Source organism: Dehalococcoidia bacterium (assembly GCA_035310145.1).
GTDB lineage: Bacteria > Chloroflexota > Dehalococcoidia > CAUJGQ01 > CAUJGQ01 > CALFMN01.
This window is the reverse complement of record DATGEL010000039.1, coordinates 59,478-81,528: the sequence shown is the minus strand read 5'-3', so window position 1 is coordinate 81,528 and position 22,051 is coordinate 59,478. Positions and strand designations below refer to the sequence as shown.

The 22,051-nt window shown below is 69.6% G+C and carries 15 protein-coding genes and 3 tRNA genes; 7 read left to right on the top strand and 11 right to left on the bottom strand.

The window, feature by feature from the left end; translation table 11 throughout:
• The first annotated feature begins 676 nt into the window (after positions 1-676).
• Positions 677-1,471 (top strand): methyltransferase domain-containing protein, encoded by a 795-nt coding sequence (locus tag VKV26_07400; protein ID HLZ69720.1) that lies wholly within the window; start codon positions 677-679, stop codon positions 1,469-1,471.
• 2 nt (positions 1,472-1,473) lie between these two features.
• Here the strand turns inward: VKV26_07400 and VKV26_07395 are convergent, their stop codons facing one another.
• Entirely contained in the window at positions 1,474-3,045 is a 1,572-nt protein-coding gene (locus tag VKV26_07395) for a D-aminoacylase (protein ID HLZ69719.1), read from the bottom strand.
• Between the two features lie 28 nt (positions 3,046-3,073).
• Complete coding sequence (locus VKV26_07390) at positions 3,074-4,072, bottom strand: 3-deoxy-7-phosphoheptulonate synthase (GenBank protein HLZ69718.1); 999 nt, start codon at positions 4,070-4,072, stop codon at positions 3,074-3,076.
• A 227-nt stretch (positions 4,073-4,299) separates the two neighbouring features.
• On the opposite strand from VKV26_07390, the gene VKV26_07385 reads away from it, so the two are divergent.
• Positions 4,300-5,595 carry an NAD(P)/FAD-dependent oxidoreductase gene (locus tag VKV26_07385; protein HLZ69717.1) on the top strand — a complete coding sequence of 432 codons (1,296 nt, stop codon included), beginning with the start codon at positions 4,300-4,302 and terminating at the stop codon, positions 5,593-5,595.
• Positions 5,596-5,738: 143 nt separating this feature from the next.
• Here the strand turns inward: VKV26_07385 and VKV26_07380 are convergent, their stop codons facing one another.
• The 3 genes from VKV26_07380 to VKV26_07370 form a co-directional block, all read right to left on the bottom strand.
• Complete coding sequence (locus VKV26_07380) at positions 5,739-7,445, bottom strand: PQQ-binding-like beta-propeller repeat protein (GenBank protein HLZ69716.1); 1,707 nt, start codon at positions 7,443-7,445, stop codon at positions 5,739-5,741.
• A gap of 9 nt (positions 7,446-7,454) precedes the next feature.
• Positions 7,455-7,712 (bottom strand): hypothetical protein, encoded by a 258-nt coding sequence (locus VKV26_07375; protein ID HLZ69715.1) that lies wholly within the window; start codon positions 7,710-7,712, stop codon positions 7,455-7,457.
• Positions 7,713-9,225: 1,513 nt separating this feature from the next.
• Positions 9,226-9,837: a hypothetical protein gene (locus VKV26_07370; protein ID HLZ69714.1), complete on the bottom strand. Its 612-nt coding sequence runs from the start codon at positions 9,835-9,837 to the stop codon at positions 9,226-9,228.
• Between the two features lie 229 nt (positions 9,838-10,066).
• Between VKV26_07370 and VKV26_07365 the strand changes: the two genes are divergently transcribed.
• The gene (locus VKV26_07365) at positions 10,067-12,715 is read left to right on the top strand and encodes an AAA family ATPase (protein HLZ69713.1); all 2,649 of its coding nucleotides are present in this window, start codon (positions 10,067-10,069) and stop codon (positions 12,713-12,715) included.
• Positions 12,716-13,475: 760 nt separating this feature from the next.
• Here the strand turns inward: VKV26_07365 and gyrA are convergent.
• The 6 genes from gyrA to VKV26_07335 all read right to left on the bottom strand — a co-directional run bounded on the left by gyrA (position 13,476) and on the right by VKV26_07335 (position 21,074).
• On the bottom strand, positions 13,476-16,064 hold the full coding sequence (gene gyrA, locus VKV26_07360) for a DNA gyrase subunit A (GenBank protein ID HLZ69712.1): 2,589 nt from the start codon (positions 16,062-16,064) through the stop codon (positions 13,476-13,478).
• Between the two features lie 116 nt (positions 16,065-16,180).
• Positions 16,181-16,882, bottom strand: a complete 702-nt coding sequence (locus VKV26_07355) for a gamma-glutamyl-gamma-aminobutyrate hydrolase family protein (GenBank protein HLZ69711.1) — start codon at positions 16,880-16,882, stop codon at positions 16,181-16,183.
• Between the two features lie 35 nt (positions 16,883-16,917).
• A complete protein-coding gene (locus tag VKV26_07350) occupies positions 16,918-17,739 on the bottom strand; it encodes an ABC transporter permease (protein ID HLZ69710.1) in 822 nt (273 codons plus the stop codon).
• Entirely contained in the window at positions 17,736-18,662 is a 927-nt protein-coding gene (locus tag VKV26_07345) for an ABC transporter ATP-binding protein (protein ID HLZ69709.1), read from the bottom strand. The genes VKV26_07350 and VKV26_07345 overlap by 4 nt, the downstream gene beginning before the upstream one ends.
• Before the next feature lie 437 nt (positions 18,663-19,099).
• Positions 19,100-20,107, bottom strand: a complete 1,008-nt coding sequence (locus tag VKV26_07340; protein HLZ69708.1) for a phosphotransferase — start codon at positions 20,105-20,107, stop codon at positions 19,100-19,102.
• A 109-nt stretch (positions 20,108-20,216) separates the two neighbouring features.
• Positions 20,217-21,074, bottom strand: coding sequence for a tetratricopeptide repeat protein (locus VKV26_07335; GenBank protein HLZ69707.1), 858 nt, complete (start codon positions 21,072-21,074; stop codon positions 20,217-20,219).
• Between the two features lie 188 nt (positions 21,075-21,262).
• Between VKV26_07335 and VKV26_07330 the strand changes: the two genes are divergently transcribed.
• The 4 genes from VKV26_07330 to VKV26_07315 all read left to right on the top strand — a co-directional run bounded on the left by VKV26_07330 (position 21,263) and on the right by VKV26_07315 (position 21,997).
• Positions 21,263-21,339: transfer RNA gene (locus VKV26_07330), tRNA-Val, on the top strand.
• Positions 21,340-21,368: 29 nt separating this feature from the next.
• Positions 21,369-21,453: transfer RNA gene (locus VKV26_07325), tRNA-Leu, on the top strand.
• 43 nt (positions 21,454-21,496) lie between these two features.
• Positions 21,497-21,573, top strand: a tRNA-Arg gene (locus VKV26_07320).
• A gap of 82 nt (positions 21,574-21,655) precedes the next feature.
• On the top strand, positions 21,656-21,997 hold the full coding sequence (locus tag VKV26_07315; protein ID HLZ69706.1) for a hypothetical protein: 342 nt from the start codon (positions 21,656-21,658) through the stop codon (positions 21,995-21,997).
• The last annotated feature ends 54 nt before the right edge of the window (positions 21,998-22,051 follow it).

Genomic DNA, 22,051 nt, shown 5'->3' with positions numbered 1-22,051 from the left:
CCGAAACCGAGCCAGGCGAGCGTGGCGTTCAACCTGCTCCAGCGCTCCTCCGCGCGGCGCTCACCGGCCGCGATCGCGCCGCCGACGGCGGCTCGCGGCGTCTGCCTCTCCTTCCCGACTGCCCCGCGGACGATTGCATCCGCCACGTTCGCGCCCTCCGCTCTCCCGGCCGCGCTGTGACCCTATAACAGATCATATGTTCTTCGATCGGCCGCGGACTGTCAAGGATCTCCGGCCGGGTTTCCGCCGGCCCGGCCGCGCGGTGTAAGGAAACTGCCCAACATGCGCCCCGCAACCCGTCCGCCCCTTGCCGCCCTCAAGGAGTTTCATCGCCGTCCAATCGGCTGCTGTGCCGCGCCAAAACGGCCGCCCTCAGGCGTGCACGGCCGCGCGGACGACCATCGGACCAGGTTCTCATCGGCACTCGCTCCGGCGCCGCACGTCCGGCGCAGAGCATCGCTCGATCGCGAACGGCAGACGGAGCCGCACCGGATCGGATGCGTGTCCATCGTAGCAAAGGCGCGGGATCGCCGCTGGCTACATGTTATGGTATCGCAGCCGATCTTAGACTGAATCCGCACCACCCGCCGGCCACGAGCCGGTCGGGCGCCGACACTTGCCGGCCGTCATCCCGCGACATATGGTGGCGGCGGCCAGCAGCCTGCAGGAGCGGTGTATGCCGGTCGATCCCGCGTCCGCCGAGGACGAGGCGCTGCGCACGGCGCTCACGCTGGGCCGTTACCCGCGCGCCGCCGCGTACGATCCGCGCTGGCAAATCGACAACTTGATGGGGCCGAACGTGCTCTGGCTGACGGAGGCGCTGTGCCAGGCGCTGCCGCTGGCGCCGGGCATGCGCGTGCTCGACCTCGGCTGCGGCAAGGCGCTCTCCTCGATCTTCCTGGCCCGCGAGCTCGGCGTGCAGGTCTGGGCGGCCGACCTCTGGATTAAGCCGTCCGAGAACTGGGCGCGCCTGCGCGAGGCCGGGCTGGAAGACCGCGTCTTTCCGATCTATGCCGAGGCGCACGCGCTGCCCTTCGCCGAGGGCTTCTTCGACGCGATCGTGAGCATGGACGCCTACCACTACTTCGGCACGGCCGACCTCTACTTGCCCTACTGCCTGCGCTTCCTGCGGGAGGGTGGGCGGTTCGGCATCGTCGTGCCCGGAATCCGGCGGGAGCTGCCGCGCCTGCCGCCGCCGAAGCTCGCGGCGTACTGGGAGGCGGACTTCAGCACCTTCCACAGCCCCGCCTGGTGGCGCCGGCACTGGCAGAAGAGCCTCGCCGTCGCGGTCGAGCGCGCCGACTGGCTGCCGCAAGGCTGGGAGGATTGGCTCACCTGGAACCGCGCCTGCGCCCTCGCTGGCCGCGGCTCGGCGCGGGAGACCGCCTTGCTGGAGGCCGACGGCGGCGAGTTGCTCGGCTTCAGCCGCGTGGTGGCGCGGCGCCTGCCGGCTCACGGCGCCGGCGCATAGGTTCAGTGCCGCCGCAGCGCCCGACCGGGTAGGGCGCCGGTGTGCTCGCCGCCGTCCACGACGACGCGTCCGTTGACGATCACGCAGTCGATGCCGATCGGGAACTGCTTCGGTTGCTCGATCGTGGCGGGCGAGCGCACCGTCTCCGGGTCGAAGACGACGAGATCGGCCTTGAAGCCGTCTTTGAGCAGGCCGCGGTCGCGCAGGCCCAGCGTCTGCGCCGGCAGCGAGGTCAGCTTGCGGATGCAGTCGGCCATGCTCAAAATGCCCTCTTCGCGCACCAGGTCGCCCAGCATCGTCGGCGCGGCGCCGTAGGTGCGCGGGCTGACCTTTTCCCCGATCAACAGGGCGTCGCTGCCGAGCATCGTGCTGGGGTGCTCCAGGAACTTGCGCACGTTGACCGGGTTGCCGAAGGTGCCGATCTGCACCAGGTTCAGCTCTTCGTCGAGCAGCAGGTCACAGATCGTGTCGATCAGGCTCTTGCCCAGCGCTTCGGCGATCTGCGGCAGCGTCCAGCCCTCGAAGCGGCGGTGCTGCGGCCGGCTGAAGTTGGCCGTCAGGTAGTTGTGCAGCCGCAGCCGCTGGAAGTTGGGGTCGGCCGCCATCTTCTGCCGCGCCGCCTCGTCGCTCATCCGCTCCAGCAGCTTCGGCACGCCGCCGTCGTGTGTCCACTCGGGCAGCAGGCTCACCAGCCGCGTGCTGGAATAGATGTAGGGATAGACATCGGCCGTCACCTGCTGCCCCTGCGCGGCGCGCGCGTCCACGAGGTCCAGCAGCTTGCGCCAGGCGCCGGAGAAGGGCCAGCCGGAGTTGAAGTGCGAGATGTGCACGGGAATGCCGCTGCGGTCGCCGATCGCCAGCGCCTCGCTGATCGGGTCCACATGACGGTCGCCCAGGCCGAAGCGCACGTGCGTGACGTAGATGCCGCCCAGCGCGTCCGCCTCTTTCGAGAGTTCGACCAGCTCCTCGGTGCTGGCGTAGCTGCCGGGCGGATAGGTCAGCCCGGTGGAGATGCCGAAGGCGCCCTCCTCCATGCCCTGGCGGATCAGCCGGCGCTGCGCCGCCAGCTCGCCGCTCGTCGGCGCGCGGTCGTCCCAGCCCATCGCCGAGATGCGCAGCGGCGAGTTACCCATCACGTAGCAGACGTTGACCGCGACCTTGCCGTCGAAGTTTTCGAGGTATTCGCCCACGGAGCGGGCGCGCAGGCCGTCCGGCGGCCGCCCGTCGAGGCCGGCGTTGAGCGTGATGAACTGCGCCAGGTCCTCGCCCCGCAGGATCGGCGCGTAGGAGTTGCCGTCCACGCCGATCAGCTCGGTGGTGATGCCCTGGCGCACTTTCGGCTCGTGGCGCGGCTGGCTGAGGATCACGTTGCCGCTGTGGGCGTGCATGTCGATGAAGCCGGGACAAACGATGCGGCCGCGTGCGTCGATCGTGCGCTTCGCTGCAACCCGCGACGTGTCGCCGCGCAGCAGGCGCAGCGTGTCGCCCGCGATCGCCACGTCGGCGCGCTGCCAGGGGTTGCCGCTGCCGTCGTAGATCCGGCCGCCGCGAATCAGAAGGTCGTAGATCGCCATTCTCTCCGCTCCCCTCGGTGGCTCCGACTCAGAGCGCGGCCACGAGCGCGTGCAGCCGGGCGGCGAGGGCTTTGAAGGCGGCCAGATCGATCGCCGCTTCGCCGCCGCCGGCGTGGGCCTGGGGGTGTCGCACGTCGATCAGCAGGCCGTGGGCGCCGGCGGCCACGGCGGCGAGCGCCAGCGGCTCGACGAGCTGGCGCTGGCCGCTGCCCTGGCCCGGATCGACCAGCACCGGCAGGTGCGAGACGCGCCGGATCAGCGGCACCGCGCTGAGGTCGAGCGTGTGGCTCGTGGCCGTCTCGTAGGTGCGGATGCCCTGTTCACAGAGCAGCACCTGGCGGTTGCCGCCCGCGAGCAGTTGGTCGGCAGCCTGCAGCCACTCCTGGATCTGGGCCGACTCGCCGCGGGTGAGGATCACCGGCCGGTTGCTCCAGCCGCAGGTCTGCAGCAGCGGCCGCGCGTGCATCTGCTCGGCGCCGACGATCAGCAGATCGGCATGCCGCGCAATGGCGGGCACGTCGTCCGCCGCCAGCACCTCGCAGGCCACGGCCAGCCCCGTCTCGCGGCGAATGCCGTCGAGCCGTTGCAGGGCGGCCGCATCGACCTGCGGCGTGCCGAACATGGCCGAAACCGGCCGGTAGACGCCGGTGCGCATCACCTGGGCGCCGGCGTCGCGCAGCGCCGCGGCCAGCGCCACCGCCGCCGTATCGGCCTGGGGCGAGGCCGTGCCGGCGATCAGGACCGGCTGGGCGCCGCCGATCAGCACGCCGCCGGCCTGCACCAGCGTGTCGGCCGGGTGCACCTCGCGGCCGGCAAGGCGATACGGCCGCGTGAGCGGCACGACCCGCTCGACGCCGGGCAGCGGGGCGAACGCCTGCTCGATCGCGCCCGGGTCGCCGCCGCCGAGGATCAGCACGGCGCGTTCGGCCCCGCGCGAAAGATGATGCGAGAGGCCCAGCGCCTCGGCCTGCGCGATGATTCGGCGGATCTGCTCCTCGCCCGCGTCGGTGCGGATGATCACGATCATCGCCCTGCCACCACCTCCCGCCTCAGCACCGATTCGCCGTTTTGCCGGCCGCAGCAAGCGTAGCCGAGGCGGTGAACACGTGGTAGCCGTGGCGCGCTCCTTCACGCCGTTGCCGACGCCTTCGCAAGCGGCCGTGCTTGCCGGCGTCGGGCTGCGGCAAGTGGGGATCCCCCTCTACACTGGGAGGGCCGGCGCGCCCGTGAGGGCGTCCGCGCAGGGGTTCATGCATGGCCGGCGGGCAGCGGGCGATCGGCGTCATCGGCGGCGGCGCGCTGGGCCTGGGCGCGGCGCTGCGGCTGGCGGAGGCGGGCCGGCGCGTCGTCGTGATCGAACGCGAGGCGGAGCTGGGCGGTCTGGCCGCCGGCTTCCGCCCCGGCGCCGACTCGGCCGCGACGCTGGAGAAGTTCTATCACCATATCTTCCGCACCGACCGCACGATCATCCGCATGATTCAACAGCTCGGCCTCGGCGATCGGCTGGAATGGAAGCAGCCGGTGACGGCGAGCCTGCGCAACGGCCGCGTTTACCCGATGTCGCTCGGCGGCATTCTGCGCTTCGACGCGATTCCGATCGCCGACCGCCTGCGCTTCGGCCTGATGCTGGCCGCGCTCAAACTCACGCCGGGCGAGCGGCCGTTTGCTGGCAAGACCGCGGCGGGCTGGAGCCGGCGCGTGGCCGGGCCGCGGGCCTACGCGGCGCTGATCGAGCCGATCCTGGAGGGCAAGTTCGGCGGCCGCGCCAACGAGATCGCGATGGGCTGGCTCTGGAGCCGCTTTCACGAACGCTCGCTGGCGCTGGGTTATCTGCGCGGCGGCTTTCAGCAGCTCTACGATGCGCTGGGCGAACGCGTGCGGGCGCTGAGCGGCGAGATCGTGCTCGACACGGCGGCGACCCGCATCTGCAGCCACGACGGTGGGGTGCAGGTCGAGACGAACGCCGGCGCCTACGCGTTCGAGCGGCTGATCGTCACGGCGCCGCAACGCGTGTTCGAGCGCATGGCCGAGGGGCTGCCGGAGAGCTGGGCACGGCGCTACCCCGGCCCCGACTTTTACGATGCGCAGGTGCTGATCCTGGCGCTCGATCGCCGGCTCTCCGACTCTTACTGGATCTCGGTCGGCGATCCGGGCTACCCGTTCCTGGTGCTGGTCGAGCACACCAACTTCATGCCCGCCGCGGACTACGGCGGCCGGCACCTGGTCTATCTCGGCAATTATCTGCCGCCCGAGCATCCGCTGCTGCGCGAGGACGAAGCCGGACTGTTCGAGGAGTTCCTGCCCGCGATCCGCCGGTTGAACCCGTCCTTCGATCCCGCCTGGGTGCGGCAGCGCTGGCTGTTTCACGCGCCCTTTGCCCAGCCGATCGTGACCGGCGGCTATCTGCGCCGCCTGCCGCCGCTGCGCACGCCGCTGCCCGGCGTCTACCTCGCCACGATGGCCCATGTCTACCCGCAGGACCGCGGCCAGAACTACAGCCTCGCGCTCGGCCGGCGCGCCGCCGAGCTGCTGCTGCACGACGCGGGCTAAGCCTGCCCCGGCCTCTCGGCCCTCACCCCCGGCCCCTCTCCCAATCCTGGGAGAGGGGAGCTTACTCCCAGACGAAGCAGGAGACTCCCCTTCCCCTAGCATTGGGGGCCAAGGGATGAACCGGGGGATGGGAGCCCGCGCCGCTACGGTCCCCCGCCGCCGGTTACCACCAGCGTGCCGACCATCTGCAGCGGGTGCACGTCGCAGCGGAAGAAGTACTGCCCCGGCCCCGGTGTCGTGAACGTCACCGACTGCGTGTTGCCGGGACCGGTCACCACGTCGGTCTGTGCCAGCGTGGGTGCGCTGTCGTCCGGTCCGTAGTAGATGTGGATGTTGTGCGGGATCGCCGTGTCGTTCAGATATTCCACGGTGACCGAGGTGTCGGCCGGCGCCGTCAGTGTGTCTGTGTCGAAGGTCGAGTCGTTGAGCGACGAGATCGTCAATACGGTACCCGCGGCGCCGGCGGCCGGCGACGGATTCGCGGCGGGAGTCGGACTGGCGGCCGGCGCAGGAGTCGCGGCCGGCGCGGCGCCGCCCGCGGCGCCCAGCTTCAGGGCGACGAGCACGGGGTTCGCCCCGACGCCGGCGGGCAACACGATCATGTCGCCGGCCACGGCGGGCGCGCCGTTGATCCCCGCGGGCGCCTGCCAGGTCCAGACCTCAGCGCCCGTGGTCCGATCCAGCGCGTAGACCTTGCCGTCGACCGTCGATGTGAAGACCAGGTCGTTGACGACGGTGGCGCTGCCAAAGTTGGCTTTGGGCAACTGGTGATCCCAGAGCACGATGCCGGTGGCCGCGTCGATCGCCACCAGCTCGCCGCTGCTGCGCGTCACGTCGCTGGCGGTTTTCTGATCCACGCTGCTGTTGGTGAAGAACGCCGAGAGATTGACGACGGGCACGTAGACGACGCCGTCGGCATAGGCCAGCGCCGTCTCCACGCCACCGAAAATGCCGGGGTAGACCTCCATCGTCAGCCCGTCGGGGATGCTCTGCACGCGGTCGTTCTGGTGCTTGCCCACGGCGGTGTTCCAGAGCACCTTGCCCGTCGCCTCGTCCAGCGCCACGACGTAGCCGGCCTTGCCGCTGCCGATCGCGAGCTTCTGCGCCGCACCGCCGATGGTCACCGTGGCGAGGACGGGCGACGACTGAAAATCATGGTCATAAAGGTCGTGCGGCAGGATCTGCTGATACCAGCTCAGCGTGCCGCTGGCGTGGTCGAGCGCGACGACCGAATCGGTGTAGAGGTTGTTGCCGGGGCGGCTGCTGCCGCCGGGGAAGTCCGCCGTGCCGGGGAAGGGCGCCGGGTTGCCGATGCCCCAGAAGGTCATGCCGGTGTCGGGGTCGATCGCCGGGGGATACCAGGCGCCGCCGCCGCTGTTCACCTGCGCGTTGCCCCAGATGTCGGCGGTATCGACGGTGTTGAACTGCCACTTGACCGCGCCCGTCGCCTGGTCCAGGGCGAAGATCGCGCCGGTGTTGCCGCCCTGGTAGAAGCTGCTGACGCCGCTGCCCGGCACGGTGCTGCCCAGCACCATATTGTCGTAGGCCAGCAGTTGAATATCGACGCCGGTGCCCGGGGCGGGCGAGACCTTCGTGGACCAGATCTCGGCGCCGGTGTTCTCGTCGAGTGCTGCGATCGTGAAGGCGTCTTTCGCCACGAAGACTTTGCCGTAGCCGATCGCCGGGCCGTTCGGACCGATCGAGTCGGCGTCATACATCTGCTGCCACTTGACCTGGCCGCTGGCGAGGTCGATGGCGAAGACGTTGCTCTTCAGATCCTGAAAGAAGACGGTGTTGCCGTCGATCAGCGGGTTGGTAGCGGCGGCGCCGAAGATGCCCTTACCCGGCACGTCGAACGTCTAGGCGACGCCGAGCTGGCTCACGTTCTGCGAGGTGATGCCGCCGTCGGTCTGGGCGCGGGTGTTGGCGAGGTCTTTGTTCGCCTGCGGCCACTGGTCGAGGTGGGCGGCGACCTCGGGCGGCACGGCCGGATTGCCGCCCTGCGCCGCGGCGGGCCAGTCGCGCCCGGCCAGGCCGAAGCCCAGGACGGCCAGCAGCGCCAGCAGCGGCCACAGTGGCCAAGCAGAGAGACGCAACCAGCGAGTGAGACGTGCCATCGCACCCTCCTGAAGCCGCGGTTCAAAACCGGCGCGCCGGAGCGGCGTCACGCGTGCGCTGCAGCCGAGATGCGAGTCTTGAAACCGGCAGTCTATCGCGGCGGGGCGGTCTGAGCGCACGATACGAACTGTTTAGCGCGAGTGCAAGTTCCGTGCGCACGTCGAAACACAGCGAGGCCGGCACAAACATGCCGGCCTCGCTGTGTTTCTGGGAGCGCGGCGGCGCGTTTACGTCGTGCCGTTGCGGCCGTTGCGCTTCGCGCGCAGCTTGAGCACGCCCTCTTCGAGGCCGGGCATAAGCGGTAGCGTGCTGGCTCGGTCTACTCGTTCGCGTCGGCCCCTCAGCGGACCGTGGCGATCGGAGCCGATTCGCCACGGCGCGCCATCACGGGCAGCCCCTGCCGCCGTCGGCATGTCGGCCGCTACCCGACCCACGGTTCACCAGCCAGGGGGAAGGATGCTGGCTCACGCTCGCCACTGTATGTCTCGTCAAGAGGAGCGTCCGCAAATGGCTCGCTTGCGGGCCTGTACTTTGGCATGCAGAGCAGAGGGCGAAAAGGCTTCGCTTTTGAACACTTCTGGGAGTGTTTCAGAACTCCAGGCGTGGGCTACGTGGTGACGGGTTGTGAAACATCAGTGGCAGAGGTGCGCCTGCAGCAGCCGGCGCTGACCCAACCTGAGGAACGCCGCGCCTTCCATTTCGGCTGGTCGTTCTGGTGGCGCGGGCATCAAGCCGTGGCCGCCCGCTGCCAAACTGCCCGCCGCGCCCAACGACGCGCTCGCCCGCTGCCCAGCGCCGCCGACGTGCCGGCGCCACTTGCTATGGAACCGACGGCGCCGCAGGCCGGGGAACTGACGGTGGCGGATTGGGAGGCGGTCTGCGCGCTGCCGCCTCCGCGGCGTCTGCTGGTGGGACGCTCCCGGCACGACCATCGCCCGGTGCTGGGCGGCATCGTCTGGGTCATCCGGCACACGCCTCGTGGCGCTCCATGCCGCCCGCCGGTGGCAAGTGGGCGACGGCCTGCAAGCGCTACCGACTCTGGGAGCCCCGTGGCCAAGATCGTAGCGTTGGCTGAGAGGTCATTCTGTGCGCGGACGGCCGGGGCACCAGTACGGCCGTCGAGCGGCATCAGTTCGACCGCGAGCAGGAAACCGGTGAACTCCGCGAGGCGCCGGCACGCGGCCCAGCACAGACGCTGGGCACGTGCTCGGGCAACCGAAGGGCGTGGCGCGTTCATGGGCGATTCCCTCTACAGCTGTTCTGAGACACTGCGCAACATCAACCTTGATCTTTCGCACGTTCGATGACCTGGAGCCATTTCGCTGGGGCACGAGCGCTGTCCAGACGTGAAGAGATAACACGGCCAGTGCACATCACCGAGACTGCGGGAGAGCCACACCGCGTGATCAACGACGGCTCCCGCGGCTGGCTCCTGAGGCGCAGCCGGGCCGAGCAGGTCTGCCGCAACGCCACGCAATGTGTTCCGCAGCGGCCAAGTGCTGTCGCTGGGCGCTACTCAGGGGTGGGCAACGCGGTCAGGTCGAGACTGGCACGGAGTTGATTCTCGTCCGCGAGCGCCCGCTGGGCTTCCGTCGCAGCGGCGGCAATTCCGTTGGGGGCTGGCGATGCAGTCATAGTCGAATCGGAGCGCAGGTCGACGATCTGCACGTCGGGCAAGCCGAGTGAGTGCCGGACGGCGTTGAGGTCCGCGACTGCCTGCGCGAGGGTGTTGGCTGTGCCCGCGTCGACCGGCACGATCGTGGCCGCGAATGGCGGGAGACCCACCGGCAGGCGGATGGCCTCGGCCGCGTCGAGCTCCGCCTGCACCTGCTGGGCGCGGTCCGTCGTGTCGACCAGGATGAACTGCGGCGCCTGGGCCGTGGGGCGCACGCCAGCTGAAACCGCCGGGCCAGTAGTACTGCCGCTGGCGGCGACACTGGGCGGTGTTGCACCGCTTCCCCGTGCCTGCACCTGCGGCCGGGCGGTGGTCCGGCTGCGGTGTGCCCGCAACCCCACCTGCCAACTCCCTAAACCGGCCACCAGGCCGAGCGCCAGCGCGGCACCGATCGCCAGCGCCACGTGCCGTCGAGGGTTCTGCTTCCGGGTTCCCGTGTACGTCGCCATGGTTGTCCTCCGACGCGTCACGACCGCGTGTATCATGGGTGGGACCGAGGTCCCCACGCGGCCTACCTGCACGCTAGGGCCGCCGAGCCGGCGCGAGCGGTCACGCCGTAGTCAGGTAGTAGTCAGTAAGCGGTCACGCCGGCGTCAGCTGCTGACGGGAGAGGTCCGGGTGCCGTCCGTACCGTCGGCCAGCGAACCTGTGCCCCCCGTCCTGCCGCCGTGGCCGGTGGTGCTGCGGGCGCTGCGGGAGGCCGGGGGTATCACCCGCGCGGGCTGGGCGGCGCGGCTGGGCTACAGCCTGAGCACGGTCCAGCGTTGGGAGCGTGGCGATAACGTGCCCGACGCGGTCGCGGAGGCGGCCCTCCTCACTCTGCTACGGGAGGAAGGGCTGCTGCGCCGCTATACGGACGGCCCGCTGCGTGGGCAGACGCTCGCGGAAGCCGAACTCCGGGAGCTGCTGGCTGCAGCCCGAAGTGGCAAGCAGGCGCTGCTCAGCCCGCCGGTGCTGCAGTTCGTGCGCGACCCCCGCTCCGTGGGGGTGCCCACCGACCTACCGGTCCCGCTAAGCGGCTTGATCGGGCGTGAGCAGGAGTTGGCTGACCTCACCGCCCTGCTGGCGCGCACGCGGTTGCTCACCATCACCGGGCCTGGTGGGGCGGGCAAGACCAGGCTCGCCGTAGCGGTAGCGCATGGCCGGCGCGCCGCTTTCGCCGACGGCGTATGCTTCGTCGATCTGGCACCGCTCACCGACCCAACGCAGGTGGGCGCCGCCATCGCCCAGGCGCTACGCCTTCGGGAACAGCCCGGTCTCCCGCTCCTGGAGCGACTTGTGGCCTTTTTGGGGACGAAGCAGGTGCTGCTCGTCCTGGATAATTTCGAGCACCTGTTGGCCGCAGTGGAGGACGTTGGGCGCTTGGTACAGATGGCCCCGGCCGTCACCCTGCTGGTCACGAGCCGGGCGCCATTGCGCCTGCGCGGCGAGCAGGAGTACCCGCTCGCGCCGCTGCCGGTGCCGGAGCGGGCTGCCAACCCAGCCGCCTTGGCCGCCAATCCGGCCGTGCAGCTGTTCGTGGCCCGCGCCCGCGCCGTTCGCCCCGACTTCACGCTCACGGATGCGAACGGCGCGGTCGTCAGCGCGATTTGCACCCGGCTCGAGGGCTTGCCGTTGGCGATCGAGCTGGCCGCAGCGCGGATCCGCGCGGTGCCACCCGCCACGATCCTCGACCGTCTGGAGCAGCGGCTGCCGATGCTGACCGGCGGTGCTCGGGACGCGCCGGCGCGGCAACAGTCGCTGCGCGACGCCATCGCCTGGAGCTACGAGTTGCTGCTGCCTGCCGAGCAAGCGCTGTTTCGCCGGCTGGCCGTCTTCGCCGGGGGCTGCACGCTGGCGGCAGCAGAGGCGGTCTGCAACGCTGCGGGAGACCTTGACGTGCTGGACGGCCTCAGCTCCCTCGTGGAGAAGAGTCTGCTGCGGGACGGTGCCGACGGCGCGGATGAGCCACGCTTCACCATGCTGGAGACGATTCGCGAGTTCGCGCGCGAGCAGCTGGAGGCGAGCGGCGAGGCCGGCACGGTCCGAGCCGGGCACGCCCGCTGGTGCCTCAGCCTGGCGCAGGCGGCCAACCCGGCGCCGTACCCCGCGGCGGTGAGTCCCGCCTGGCAGGCGCAGTTGGCGGCAGAGCACGACAATCTCCGCACCGCCCTCGCCTGGGGGCTCACCGCGGCGGCGGTCGACGGTGGGGAGCAGGTGCTGCAGCTGGCCGGCCTGCTGAGCGCCTTCTGGTGCGTGTCGGGACAGCTAACGGAGGGGCGGCACTGGTTAGGGCTCGCGTTGGGGGCCGGGGCGCCGGCGTCCGCGGCGAGCCGGGCCGTGGCGTTGGCCGGCGCGGGAGTCCTTGCTGCGTTCCAGGACGATCTCGCTGCCGCGCAGGCGCAGTTTACCGCCGCCTTAGCATTGTGGCGGCAGGTGGGCGAGCCGCGCGGCGTCGCGTTCGCCCTCAGTCACGCAGGACTGACGCACCCCGACCGTGGCAGGCGCCGGGCCGGGGTAGAGGAGAGCGTCGCCCTCTGGCGGCGCACCGGCGACGCGTGGGGTCTGACCATGGCGCTCCACATGCTGGCGAACGTGGCGGCCGTGAACGGGGATCTCGCCAGCGCCGTCGCCGCCGCGGAGGAGGCGTTCGCCTTAGCCCGGGCGCAGCAGGACCCGCTGTGGCTGGCGCAAACGACGCGCCGGCTGGGCCAGTTGGCCCTGGCGCAGCACGATGTACGGCGTGGGGAGGGCTTGCTCCTGGAGGCCCTGGCGCAGCTACGCCAGGCGGGCGATCTGACGCACGTGCTCTGGACGCTCTTCGATCTGCTGCCGCTGGCGCTCGCGGCGTACGACCCGGGGCGTGCACGGGCCTACGGTGAAGAGGCGCTGGAGCTAGCAGACGCACTCGGAGACCACCGCTATGACGCTGCCATCTACGTCTTAATGGGTCTGGCAGAGCAACTGACGCATCAGGATGAGCGGGCAGCCGACCGCTTCGCGCGCTGTCTCCGGGCGGCGCACGCGCAGGGCACGCGGCGGCTCCGCGTGCAGCGGCCCACGGTATGCGTGGCGCTGGCCGGGCTGGGGCGGTACGCGCTTGAGCGCGGCTGGCCCGAGCAGGCCACCCGGCTCATAGCCGTGGCGCAGGCACTGCCAACGCTGCGCATCGCGTGGGTGGAACACCTCGCACGACCCTGGTACGAGCGCACGCTCGCCGCCGCCCGCGACGCTCTCGGTGAGGCGGCGTTTGCGGCGGCGTGGGCTGCCGGGGAGGCGCTATCCGACGCGCAGGCGTTAGCGGAAGCACTGGCTGTCACGGAGGAGCGTGCCCCGCGAGTGGTCTAATCGCAAGCCGTAGTACGTAGCGGTCCGCAACAATCAGACGGCCGGGGAACGCCCGCAAACCGGGGTTTATGAGGCCATGCTTTGCCCCGCCCATATTTGACAGGCCCGCTGCTACCGAAACCCCGCGGACTATGACGGAGGCCGCTAATGGGGGCACTGCTGCTTGGCACGGCCATGACCGGCGGCGTGGCCATCTACCAGCCAGGACAGATCTTAGCCGCGCGGTGCCAGAGGGCGGCCCAGACGCGGGGGCGCCCCGTGCCCAGCCCCCGATGAGTCGCTCGCATAACTCAGCGCTATGCCTTCATGGCGGGCGTCATACGCCGCTCGGCGGGGTACGTTGTGCTCGTAGAGAGGAGCGAACGACCATGGAGTATCCTTCGCGCCCGCCGTGGTATCAGCGACCGTCTCCCGGTCGACGGCGGTATTCACTCCACGGGCGGAGGCGCAATTCCCGCGTGTCAGCCGACTCCGATGCTCCCGCGAGGACATCCTCCATCTCGAAGAGGGCCTGTTACTTGAGCTTGATTCTAGAACGGTTTGGAGAACGGCTCGCCGCGTGGGCGGCTGTCCGAAAACGCGTCCGAGAATCAACGTCTCATCTGCGTAAACGCTGACGGGTTTGGGTGCGGGCTCCGGTCCGCGACACTGGCCCGGGCATCGGCGCCGACGACGCCACGATCTGCATCCGCCGGAGTGGCAGGCAGCTCACGTGCGTCGCACCACGGATGGTGGTGCGACGCACGTGACTCGCCGACGCTTACGCCGTGCCGTTGCGGCCGTTGCGCCGGGCGCGGGCCTTCTGCACGCCCTCCTCCAGGCCCGGCAGCATCGGCATGGCGCCGGCAGTGCTGCTGGCCTCGGTGGTCTCGCCGGCCTTGCCGCGGCGGCGCGGCGCGGGCGCCTCATCTTCATCCGGCCCCTCGATGCCGGCGATCGCGGCGACCGTGTCGCCGGGGCGCGGGCGGATTATGCTCACGCCCTGGGTGGCGCGGCCGATCACGGAGATCGCGTCCACCGTCGTACGCAGCACGATGCCGTCGCCGGTGATGATGATCAGCTCGCGCGTGCCGTTCACGGGGCGGATCGCCGACACGCGGCCGGTCTTGTCCGTGACCTTCATGTTCAGCACGCCGCCGCCGCCGCGCTTCTGTGTCGGGTACTGCGTGTACGGCGTGCGCTTGCCGTAGCCGTGCTCGCTGATCGTGAACAGGTGGTGCGCGTCGTTGGCGACCTCCATGCCCACGACGTAGTCGCCGGACGCGAGCTTGATACCGCGCACGCCGCCGCTCGAGCGCGAGGCCATGCGCAGATCGCCCACGGGGAAGCGGATCGCCTGGCCGTCGGCGGTGGCCATCACCAGCTGGTCGGTCGAGCGGGCCATGCGGGCGGAGACGAGCGCGTCGCCCGGCTCAAGGTCCATGGCGATCAGGCCGTTGCGGCGCACACTCTCGAACTCTTTGAGCGGCGTGCGCTTGATCTCCCCCAGCCTGGTTGCCAGCAGCAGGCAGTCGCCGTCGTACGTCTGCGTGGCGATTACGGCCGTGACCAGCTCGCCCTGCTGGATGTCGATCAGGTTGATCAGCGGCAGGCCGCGGGCCTGGCGCGAGGCGTCGGGAATCTCGTGCGCCTTGAGCTGGAAGACCTTGCCGCGGTCGGTGAAGAAGAGCAGGTAGTCGTGCGTGTCGGCCACCATCATGCGGTGGACGGCGTCTTCCTCGCGCGTGGGCATGCCGGTGAGGCCCTTGCCGCCGCGGCGCTGCGGCCGGTAGGTATCGAGCGGAATGCGCTTGATGTAGCCGCGGCGGCTGAGCGTGACCACGATCGGCTCGTGCGGGATCAGGTCCTCGTCGGAGAAGTTTTCCAGCTCCTGCTCGACGATCTGTGTGCGGCGCTCGTCGCCGTACTTCTTGCGCAGCTCCAGCGTCTCGTCTTTGATCACGCCGTCGAGCTGGGCCGCGTCGGCCAGCAGCCCTTCCAGGTAGGCGATCGTCTTCAGCAACTGCGCGTGCTCGTCGATCAACTGCTGGCGCTGCAGCGCGGCCAGGCGGCTGAGCGTCATGTCGAGGATCGCCTGCGCCTGGCGCTCGCTGAAGCTGAACGGCCGCTCCTGTAGCCTGGTCTTCGCCTCGGCGGCGCTGGCCGAGCCGCGGATCAGGCGGATCACCGCCTCGATCTTGTCCAGCGCCTTGAGCAGGCCGGCGACGATGTGCTCGCGCTCGCGCGCCTTGTCCAGGTCGAACTGGCTGCGCCGCCGCACTACGTCGCGGCGGAAGTTGAGGTATTCCAGCAGCGCCGTGCGCAACGTCACCGTCTTCGGCTGGCCCTTGACCAGGCAGAGCATGTGCACGTTGAACGACGACTGCATCGCCGTGTGCTTGTAGAGCGTGTTCAGCACCTGGCGCGGCTGGGCGCCGGCCTTCAGCTCGATCACCACGCGCATGCCGTGGCGGTCGGACTCGTCGCGCAGGTCGCTGATCCCTTCGATCTTCTTGTCCTTGACCAGGTCGGCGATCTTCTCGATCAGCGCCGCCTTGTTGGTCTGGTAGGGCAGCTCGGTGATGATGATCGCGAAGCGGCCGGCGCGAGCCATCTCCTCGATATGGGCGCGGGCGCGCATGATGATGCGGCCCTGGCCTGTGGCGAAGGCGTTCTTGATTCCTTCACGGCCGATGATCATGCCGGCCGTCGGGAAGTCCGGCCCGCGCACGATCTCGGCCAGTTCTTCGGTCGTCGTGGCCGGGCGCTCGATCAGGCGGGTAACCGCGTTGCAGATCTCGGTGAGGTTATGCGGCGGGATGTTGGTCGCCATGCCCACGGCGATGCCGGACGAGCCGTTGACCAGCAGGTTCGGCAGCCGCGCGGGCAGCGCCTCCGGCTCCTCGTGGCTGGCGTCGTAGTTGGGGCGGAAATCGACCGTGTTCTTGTCGATGTCGGCCAGCATCTCGTCGGCGATCGCCGCGAGCCTGGCTTCCGTGTAGCGCATGTGGGCCGGCGGGTCGGCGTCGATGCTGCCGAAGTTGCCCTGACCGTCGACCAGCGGGTAGCGCAGGGAGAAGTCCTGCGCCATGCGCACCATCGCCTCGTAGACGGGCGCATCGCCGTGCGGGTGATACTTGCCCATCACCTCGCCGACGATGGCGGCGCTCTTCTTGTAGGCCGCGGTGGAGCGCAGGTTCATCTCGCCCATGGCGTAGAGAATGCGGCGCTGCACCGGCTTGAGGCCGTCGCGCACGTCGGGCAGGGCGCGCGACACGATCACGCTCATCGCGTAATCGAGGTAGGACTGCCGCATCTCGTCTTCGATCCTGACCGGGCTGACGCGATCCTCGGGGCGTTCGATAACCATGCCTGCTAATCCTTCGTTCCCAGTGCGCCCGCGGCGCTGAAGACCCTATGCGGACAGGCGGTTGCAGAGCACTGGGCGCATACGCGTGCCGGCGCCCTCGAGTTCCGTTCGCTGCGCTACGTGGCTGCCAGGCGCGCCTCGCGCGCGGCGGCCACGAGGGCGGCGAACAGATCATGCGATGCTTCGCTCATCTCCGGCCGCTCGGGGTGCCACTGCACGCCGAGCACGAAGCGATGGGAAGGGCTCTCCAACCCCTCGACCATGCCGTCCGGGCTCATAGCCGAAGGCAGCAGCCCCTCGCCGAGCATGTGTTCGCGCACGGCCTGGTGGTGGCGCGAGTTGACGCGCCGCCGGCCGGCGCCGATCAGCGTCGCCAGCACGCTCGCCTCGTGCACGTCCACGTCGTGCCAGCGCGAGTCGTGCGGCGGTTCCGCATGGGCGCGGTGGCCGTCGCCGGGGATGTGCTGCTGCAAGCGCCCGCCACAGGCCACGTTCAACACCTGATGCCCGCGGCAGATCGCCAGCAGGGGCAGGTCGCGGCGCAGCGCCTCGCGGATCAACGCGATCTCCAGCTCGTCGCGCGGGCCGTCCGGCTGCATCAGCTCGGGAACAGGCGCCTCGCCGTAGCGGGCTGGATCGACGTCCGTGCCGCCGGTGACGAGCAGCGCATCGACGCTATCGAGGAAGGCCGTAGCATCCAGCCCGGGCGCGGCGATCACCGGCTCGGCGTTCGCTTCGCGCACGCGCGCGATGTAGTTGTCGTAGCCCTTCGCCGCGCCGGCGCTGCCCACCGTGACCGCGATGCGTGGTGCGTTCATGCGTCCTCCCACGCCTATATTGTAACAAGTTTCTTCTATTTAATCAGCCTGCGGCGCACGAGACCGCTGGCGATCCAGGCGCAGACGGCCGCTTCGGCGCAGAGCACGGCGACGTGCAGCAGGTCCTGCGGCACGGGCTTGCCGTCGAAGAGATGGCGGTAGGTCGAGGTCGCCACCGTGAGCGGCGAGGCCCAGGCGACGACCTGCAGCCAGCCGGGCGTGCGCTCCAGCGGGAAGAAGGTGCCCGAAAGCCAGAAGATGGGGATGATCACCAGGCTGAAGAAGTAGCCGAGGAAGCTGATCGACGGCGCGATCGCGGTGAAGCAGAGCGAGAGCGCGCCCATCGCCAGGCCCAGCAGGTAGGCGAGCGGCAGCGTGAGCAGCGCCCAGGGCGAGCGCAGGATGGCGTAGTGCGGCGTGAAGGCGAGAATCACGGCGAGGATGTAAACGCTGTTCACCAGGCAGCGGGTCGAGGCCCAGAGCAGGTCGCCCATCACCACATCATCCAGTGACGCCGGCGTGGAGGCGACGGCCTGATAGGTGCCGTGGTTCGCCATGCGGAAGTAGACGCCCCAGCAGCACTCGAACGTGGCCTGGAACATGCCGAACTGCGCCAGCACGCCGGGCGCCAGGAAACGGATGTACGACTGGTCGATGCCGAGGCTGACGAACTGCCCCAGGCCGAGCCCCATGCCGAACAGCACGAGCAGCGGCTCGACCAGCGGCAGGAACAGCTCCGTCTTCCACAGCTTGAGATAGACGTCGCGGTTGCGGCGCCAAACGTTGAGCGCGTGGTGCGAGAGGTCGGGCGCGACCAGCACGTTGCGCAGGCCGCGCGGTTGGGCGACGGCGATCAATCGAGCAACCCCCTTCCCGTGAGGCGCAGAAAGACGTCTTCGAGGTTGGCGCGGCGGATGAGGATGTCTTCGGGCAGACCGAGTTGCGCGGCGACCGGCGCGCCGAAACCTTCGGTGAAGATGTAGAGCGCGTCGCCCGCGTCTTCCACCTGCAGGCCCTCGATCTGGTGCAGGCGGCGCAGCAGTTCCGGGCGCTCGGCCGGCGTCGGCTCGGCCTCGATCACCTCGTAGCCCGCGTGCTCGCGGATCAGGTCCAGCGGCGAGCCCTGCACGAGGATGCGGCCCTGGTGCATGATCACCAGCCGGTCGCAGAGCCGCGCCGCCTCGTCCATGTAGTGCGTGGTGAGCAGCAGCGTCATGCCCTGCTCTTTGAGACCGCGCAACTGGCGCCAGACCAGGTGCCGCGCCTGCGGGTCGAGGCCCGTGGTCGGCTCGTCGAGCACCAGCAGCACGGGATCGCTGATCAACGCGCGGGCGATCGCCAGCCGCCGCTTCATGCCGCCGGAGAGGTCATCGACCTTCTCGCCGGCCTTCTCCTTGAGCTGGAAGAGCGCCAGCGCCGCGTCGGCGCGGCGTTCGGCCTCGTGCCGCGGCAGGTCGAAGTAGCGGGCGTAGAAGATCAGGTTCTGGCGAACGGTGATGTCCGGGTCGAGGTTGTCGTCCTGCGAGACGACGCCGAGCCGCGCCTTGACCGCGCGCGGCTCGCGCTGCACGTCCAGCCCGTCCACCAGCAGCTCGCCGCCGCTGAGCGGTGAGAGGCAACAGGCCATGCGGATCGTGCTCGACTTGCCGGCGCCGTTGGGGCCGAGGAAGCCGAAGCATTCGCCGCGGCGCACGTCGAAGTCGACGCCGGCGACGGCGGTGAAATTGCCGTAACGCTTGGTGAGGCCGCGCGCCGAGACGAGCGGCGGACGGTCTGCCATGGAGAGGCGCGGAAGGCCAGCCGAAGAAGTGGAAGCGAGCACGTCCTGGTCCTGCCGGTGCGCGGGCACCGGCAGCAACCGGCGGCGCACCTAATAGTGATGAAGAAGGGCGAGCGCTTGGGCAACGCGGGCGGCGACAAGCGGCGCCCCGCGCCCGGCGCTAAACCGGACGCGGCGGTCTCTGGCCAGCGGCACAAAGACCATGCAGCCGCGCGTTCCCTCGCCTGCCATCGTTGCTGTGCTACCTCATCGGGCCGCGGCGCCTGGACAGCCGCGGCCTTGCATTATCTCATCGCGCCAATGATACGACGGCGGAGGGGGCGCCGCCTAGCCCTGGTCGTTCGCGCGTCACGCGGGAGCACGCGAACCGCCGTAGAGAGACGGCCACGACTCATTGCACGCTGTGCAGGCCGTGCGTGCCGTCCTGCCGCGTAGCGTTACGCCGTGCTTTCTGGGAGGCCGAGCTCAAGCGTTGCCCAGGAGCGCATCGCCCGCAGCCGGCGATCGAGATACGCCTCGTCGAGCCACCAGCATTCCCGGCCGGCGATGACGTTCCCCAGGTGAAAGCCGAGATGCCACAGGTCGCGCACCGCCACGAGCAGAGGAATCGCCTGGATATCCGTCGAGGTCAGTGCCCTGCGCTCGCGGTAGGCCCGCAGGAAGGCGGGCCAGATGTCCGGCCAGGTGCTCAGGCGGACGTTCATACGGAATACGGCCAGATCGTAGGCACGCCAACCATCGCCGCAGAGGTCGAAGTCGAACCAGGTGAGGCCACCCTCAGGGGTAATGTGCGTGTTACCCGGATAGACGTCGCCATGGATTGGCCCGGTGTCCAGCCGCGGCGCCAACGTCGCGAGGCGCTGGCTCAGCCACGTTGCCAGGCCGGCAAGGAAGGCGGTGTCGGCGGGACGGTGGCCCAGGGCCTGCGTCAGAATCGTCAGGGGATGCCACAGCAAGGTATCGAGATCGAGGCGGAACCGCTGATGGGCGCTGCGGAAGCTGTCGCCGGCGCGGTGCAGGTCTGCCAGCGCCGAGCCAAGCCTCGCCGCATGGCGATCATCGCCGGGCGGAGCGCTGCCCGGCGCATAGCGGAAGTGGACCGTAGGACGGACACCTTCCGGCGCCGACAGGAGATGCACGTCGCGTCCGTCGCGCGCGGCGATCGGCAGCGCCACGGAGATGCCGGACGCAGCGAGCCAGCGGAGCAGGTCCAGCTCGTAGCCGATCTCCTCAACCGATCGCCACCCATGCCGATACACCCGCAGCATCGATGGCTGCGACGCACCGTGCAGGAGGTAGGTGTCGTTCATGCCGGTGCGGAACAGGCGACAGACGGCGAACGGCCCATCTACCAGATGCGCGCTGGCCCAGCCGCGTAACGCGGAGGGAGCGAGTACGGAGGATGCCACCGGAAATGTGGGCGTGGTGCGGCCGTCTTCCTGCATAGCATCCGGTTGAGGCGAATCCAGGAGGATCTTCCGCCGAACCGAGCATGGCCAGCCCGGGTCCGGCGGTTCCGTCTATGCCTGTGCAGCCGGGGATGGGACGCGCGATTTACTCGTCGTCGTAGGGCGAGCCATCGCTGTCGTCGCGCTCCTGCGCCTTCTGGTAATCGAGCAGGCGCACGTCGCCGGTCGTCTCCTGGGCGTCGCCGTCTGTGTCCCAGCCCTCGCCGGCCTCGGTCTCTTCCTGGACCTCTTCGTCCTCGTCGTCGTAGCGCACCAGGCCCTCGCGCGTGTAGGGACGGGGCGAGCCGTTGAGCCCGGAAGGCGGAAAGGAGGGCCGGCCGGCCTGGCTGGGGTGCTGGAACGTTTCTTTAATGATGACGCGGGCGCCGTCGTGCGTGAGCGCGGAGATGGCGGCGGCGTACTGATTGCCGCCGTCCATGAAGCGCAGCAGGCGCAAGGCAAGGCGCGGCTCGACCTGGCCGAGCAGATCGCCGGCCGTGTTGTCGGCGAAGAGCTGGTTGCCCTCGCGGCGCAGCAGCACGCGCTCGCCGGCAGTCATGTGGCTGATCGCCTCGCGCTGCGGGCGCATCAGCGCGGTGATGCCGGATTTGCCCGTCTCTTCGACGAAGAGCTTGGGGTCGACGTAGTCGCGCGGCGTGGCGAGCGCAGGCGCCTCGCCCTGCGCCTTTTGCTCGAGCGAGGAGTAGTTCTTGCGCGCGATCTGGTTGGTGGGGTCGATCTGCAGGGCGCGGCCGTAGGCTTCGCGGGCATCGCGGTAGCGGCCGATCGCCATCAGGGCGCGGCCGAGGCGATTGAAGGCGTCGCCGTCGCGGCCGCCGGTCAGCTCGATGATCTGCTGGTTGAGCTGGACCGCCTCTTCCCAGCGGCTCTGCATGGCGGCCTTAATTGCCTGTTCGCTGCGCTGGCGGCGCAGACGTGCGAGTTCGTCGGTTTGGTATACCATCGCGGGTTCCTGTTCTGAGACTCCGGGCATTGTATGCGCTGGATTTCGCGCTTTCAAGCCAAAATTGGGCTACGTTCAACGGATTGTCGCACTCTTGTGAGCGCGGGCACAATCCCCTTCGCCAGCGTGGGGTTGACCAGATCACGGCGCTGAACTAGCATGGAGGTCTGCGAGCCAGAGTACGCGGCGGGCGGCTAGCTCAGTTGGTTAGAGCGCTTCGTTCACACCGAAGAGGTCACTGGTTCGAGTCCAGTGTCGCCCACCAGCCGCCCGGGCGAACGGGCTGGCAAGCAAGCCGAAGTGGCGGAACCGGCAGACGCGCTACATTCAGGGTGTAGTGAGCTTTACGCTCGTGGGAGTTCAAATCTCCCCTTCGGCACCGGGCCTGGGTCCTGAGGCATTGAGGCATCGCACGGCAACGTGCGCTCGTAGCTCAGTCGGATAGAGCGTCAGGTTGCGGACCTGAAGGTCGTGGGTTCGAGTCCCGCCGAGCGCGCCACAGCAGGCAGACCCAGCACGCAGGTCGGCGGCCGGCAGGCCGCCGTTTCTGATCGCGATCCACCTTGGCCGGAGGCGAGCCGGTGACCATCGACGCAACGCCGCCACTCCAGCAGGGCGAGCGCTATCTTTCACCGGGCGAGGTAGCCGGCCGCCTGCTGCTGCGCCTGGAAAGCGTGCTGGAGCTCATCGAGGAAGGGCGGCTGCGCGCCGAGCCCGGCGGGCGCTCGGGCTACCGCATCCCCGAAAGCGCGCTGCTCGACTTCCGCCAGCAGGCCTACCGCCGCGAGCATTTCCCCGGCGTGGATCACGGCCTGCATTCCTGGCCGACGGACGCGCCGCGCTCGAGCAACCTGCCCGTACCCGCGCAGAACGCCGCCGAGAACGAGGCGCTCGCCCCGCGCTGGCCCTTCCCGCACGCGTAGCGCCGGCCAGCGACGGTGCCCGCTGAACCGACACCAACGCAGGGCGGCGGCGCG

Coding starts and splice junctions, on each gene's coding strand:
- VKV26_07375 (HLZ69715.1), bottom strand. CDS start 7,712: ATGGCACGTCTCACTCGCTGGTTGCGTCTCTCTGCTTGGCCACTGTGG.
- VKV26_07395 (HLZ69719.1), bottom strand. CDS start 3,045: ATGGCGATCTACGACCTTCTGATTCGCGGCGGCCGGATCTACGACGGC.
- VKV26_07335 (HLZ69707.1), bottom strand. CDS start 21,074: ATGGTATACCAAACCGACGAACTCGCACGTCTGCGCCGCCAGCGCAGC.
- VKV26_07340 (HLZ69708.1), bottom strand. CDS start 20,107: ATGCAGGAAGACGGCCGCACCACGCCCACATTTCCGGTGGCATCCTCC.
- VKV26_07390 (HLZ69718.1), bottom strand. CDS start 4,072: ATGATCGTGATCATCCGCACCGACGCGGGCGAGGAGCAGATCCGCCGA.
- gyrA (HLZ69712.1), bottom strand. CDS start 16,064: ATGGTTATCGAACGCCCCGAGGATCGCGTCAGCCCGGTCAGGATCGAA.
- VKV26_07400 (HLZ69720.1), top strand. CDS start 677: ATGCCGGTCGATCCCGCGTCCGCCGAGGACGAGGCGCTGCGCACGGCG.
- VKV26_07385 (HLZ69717.1), top strand. CDS start 4,300: ATGGCCGGCGGGCAGCGGGCGATCGGCGTCATCGGCGGCGGCGCGCTG.
- VKV26_07355 (HLZ69711.1), bottom strand. CDS start 16,882: ATGAACGCACCACGCATCGCGGTCACGGTGGGCAGCGCCGGCGCGGCG.
- VKV26_07345 (HLZ69709.1), bottom strand. CDS start 18,662: ATGGCAGACCGTCCGCCGCTCGTCTCGGCGCGCGGCCTCACCAAGCGT.
- VKV26_07370 (HLZ69714.1), bottom strand. CDS start 9,837: ATGGCGACGTACACGGGAACCCGGAAGCAGAACCCTCGACGGCACGTG.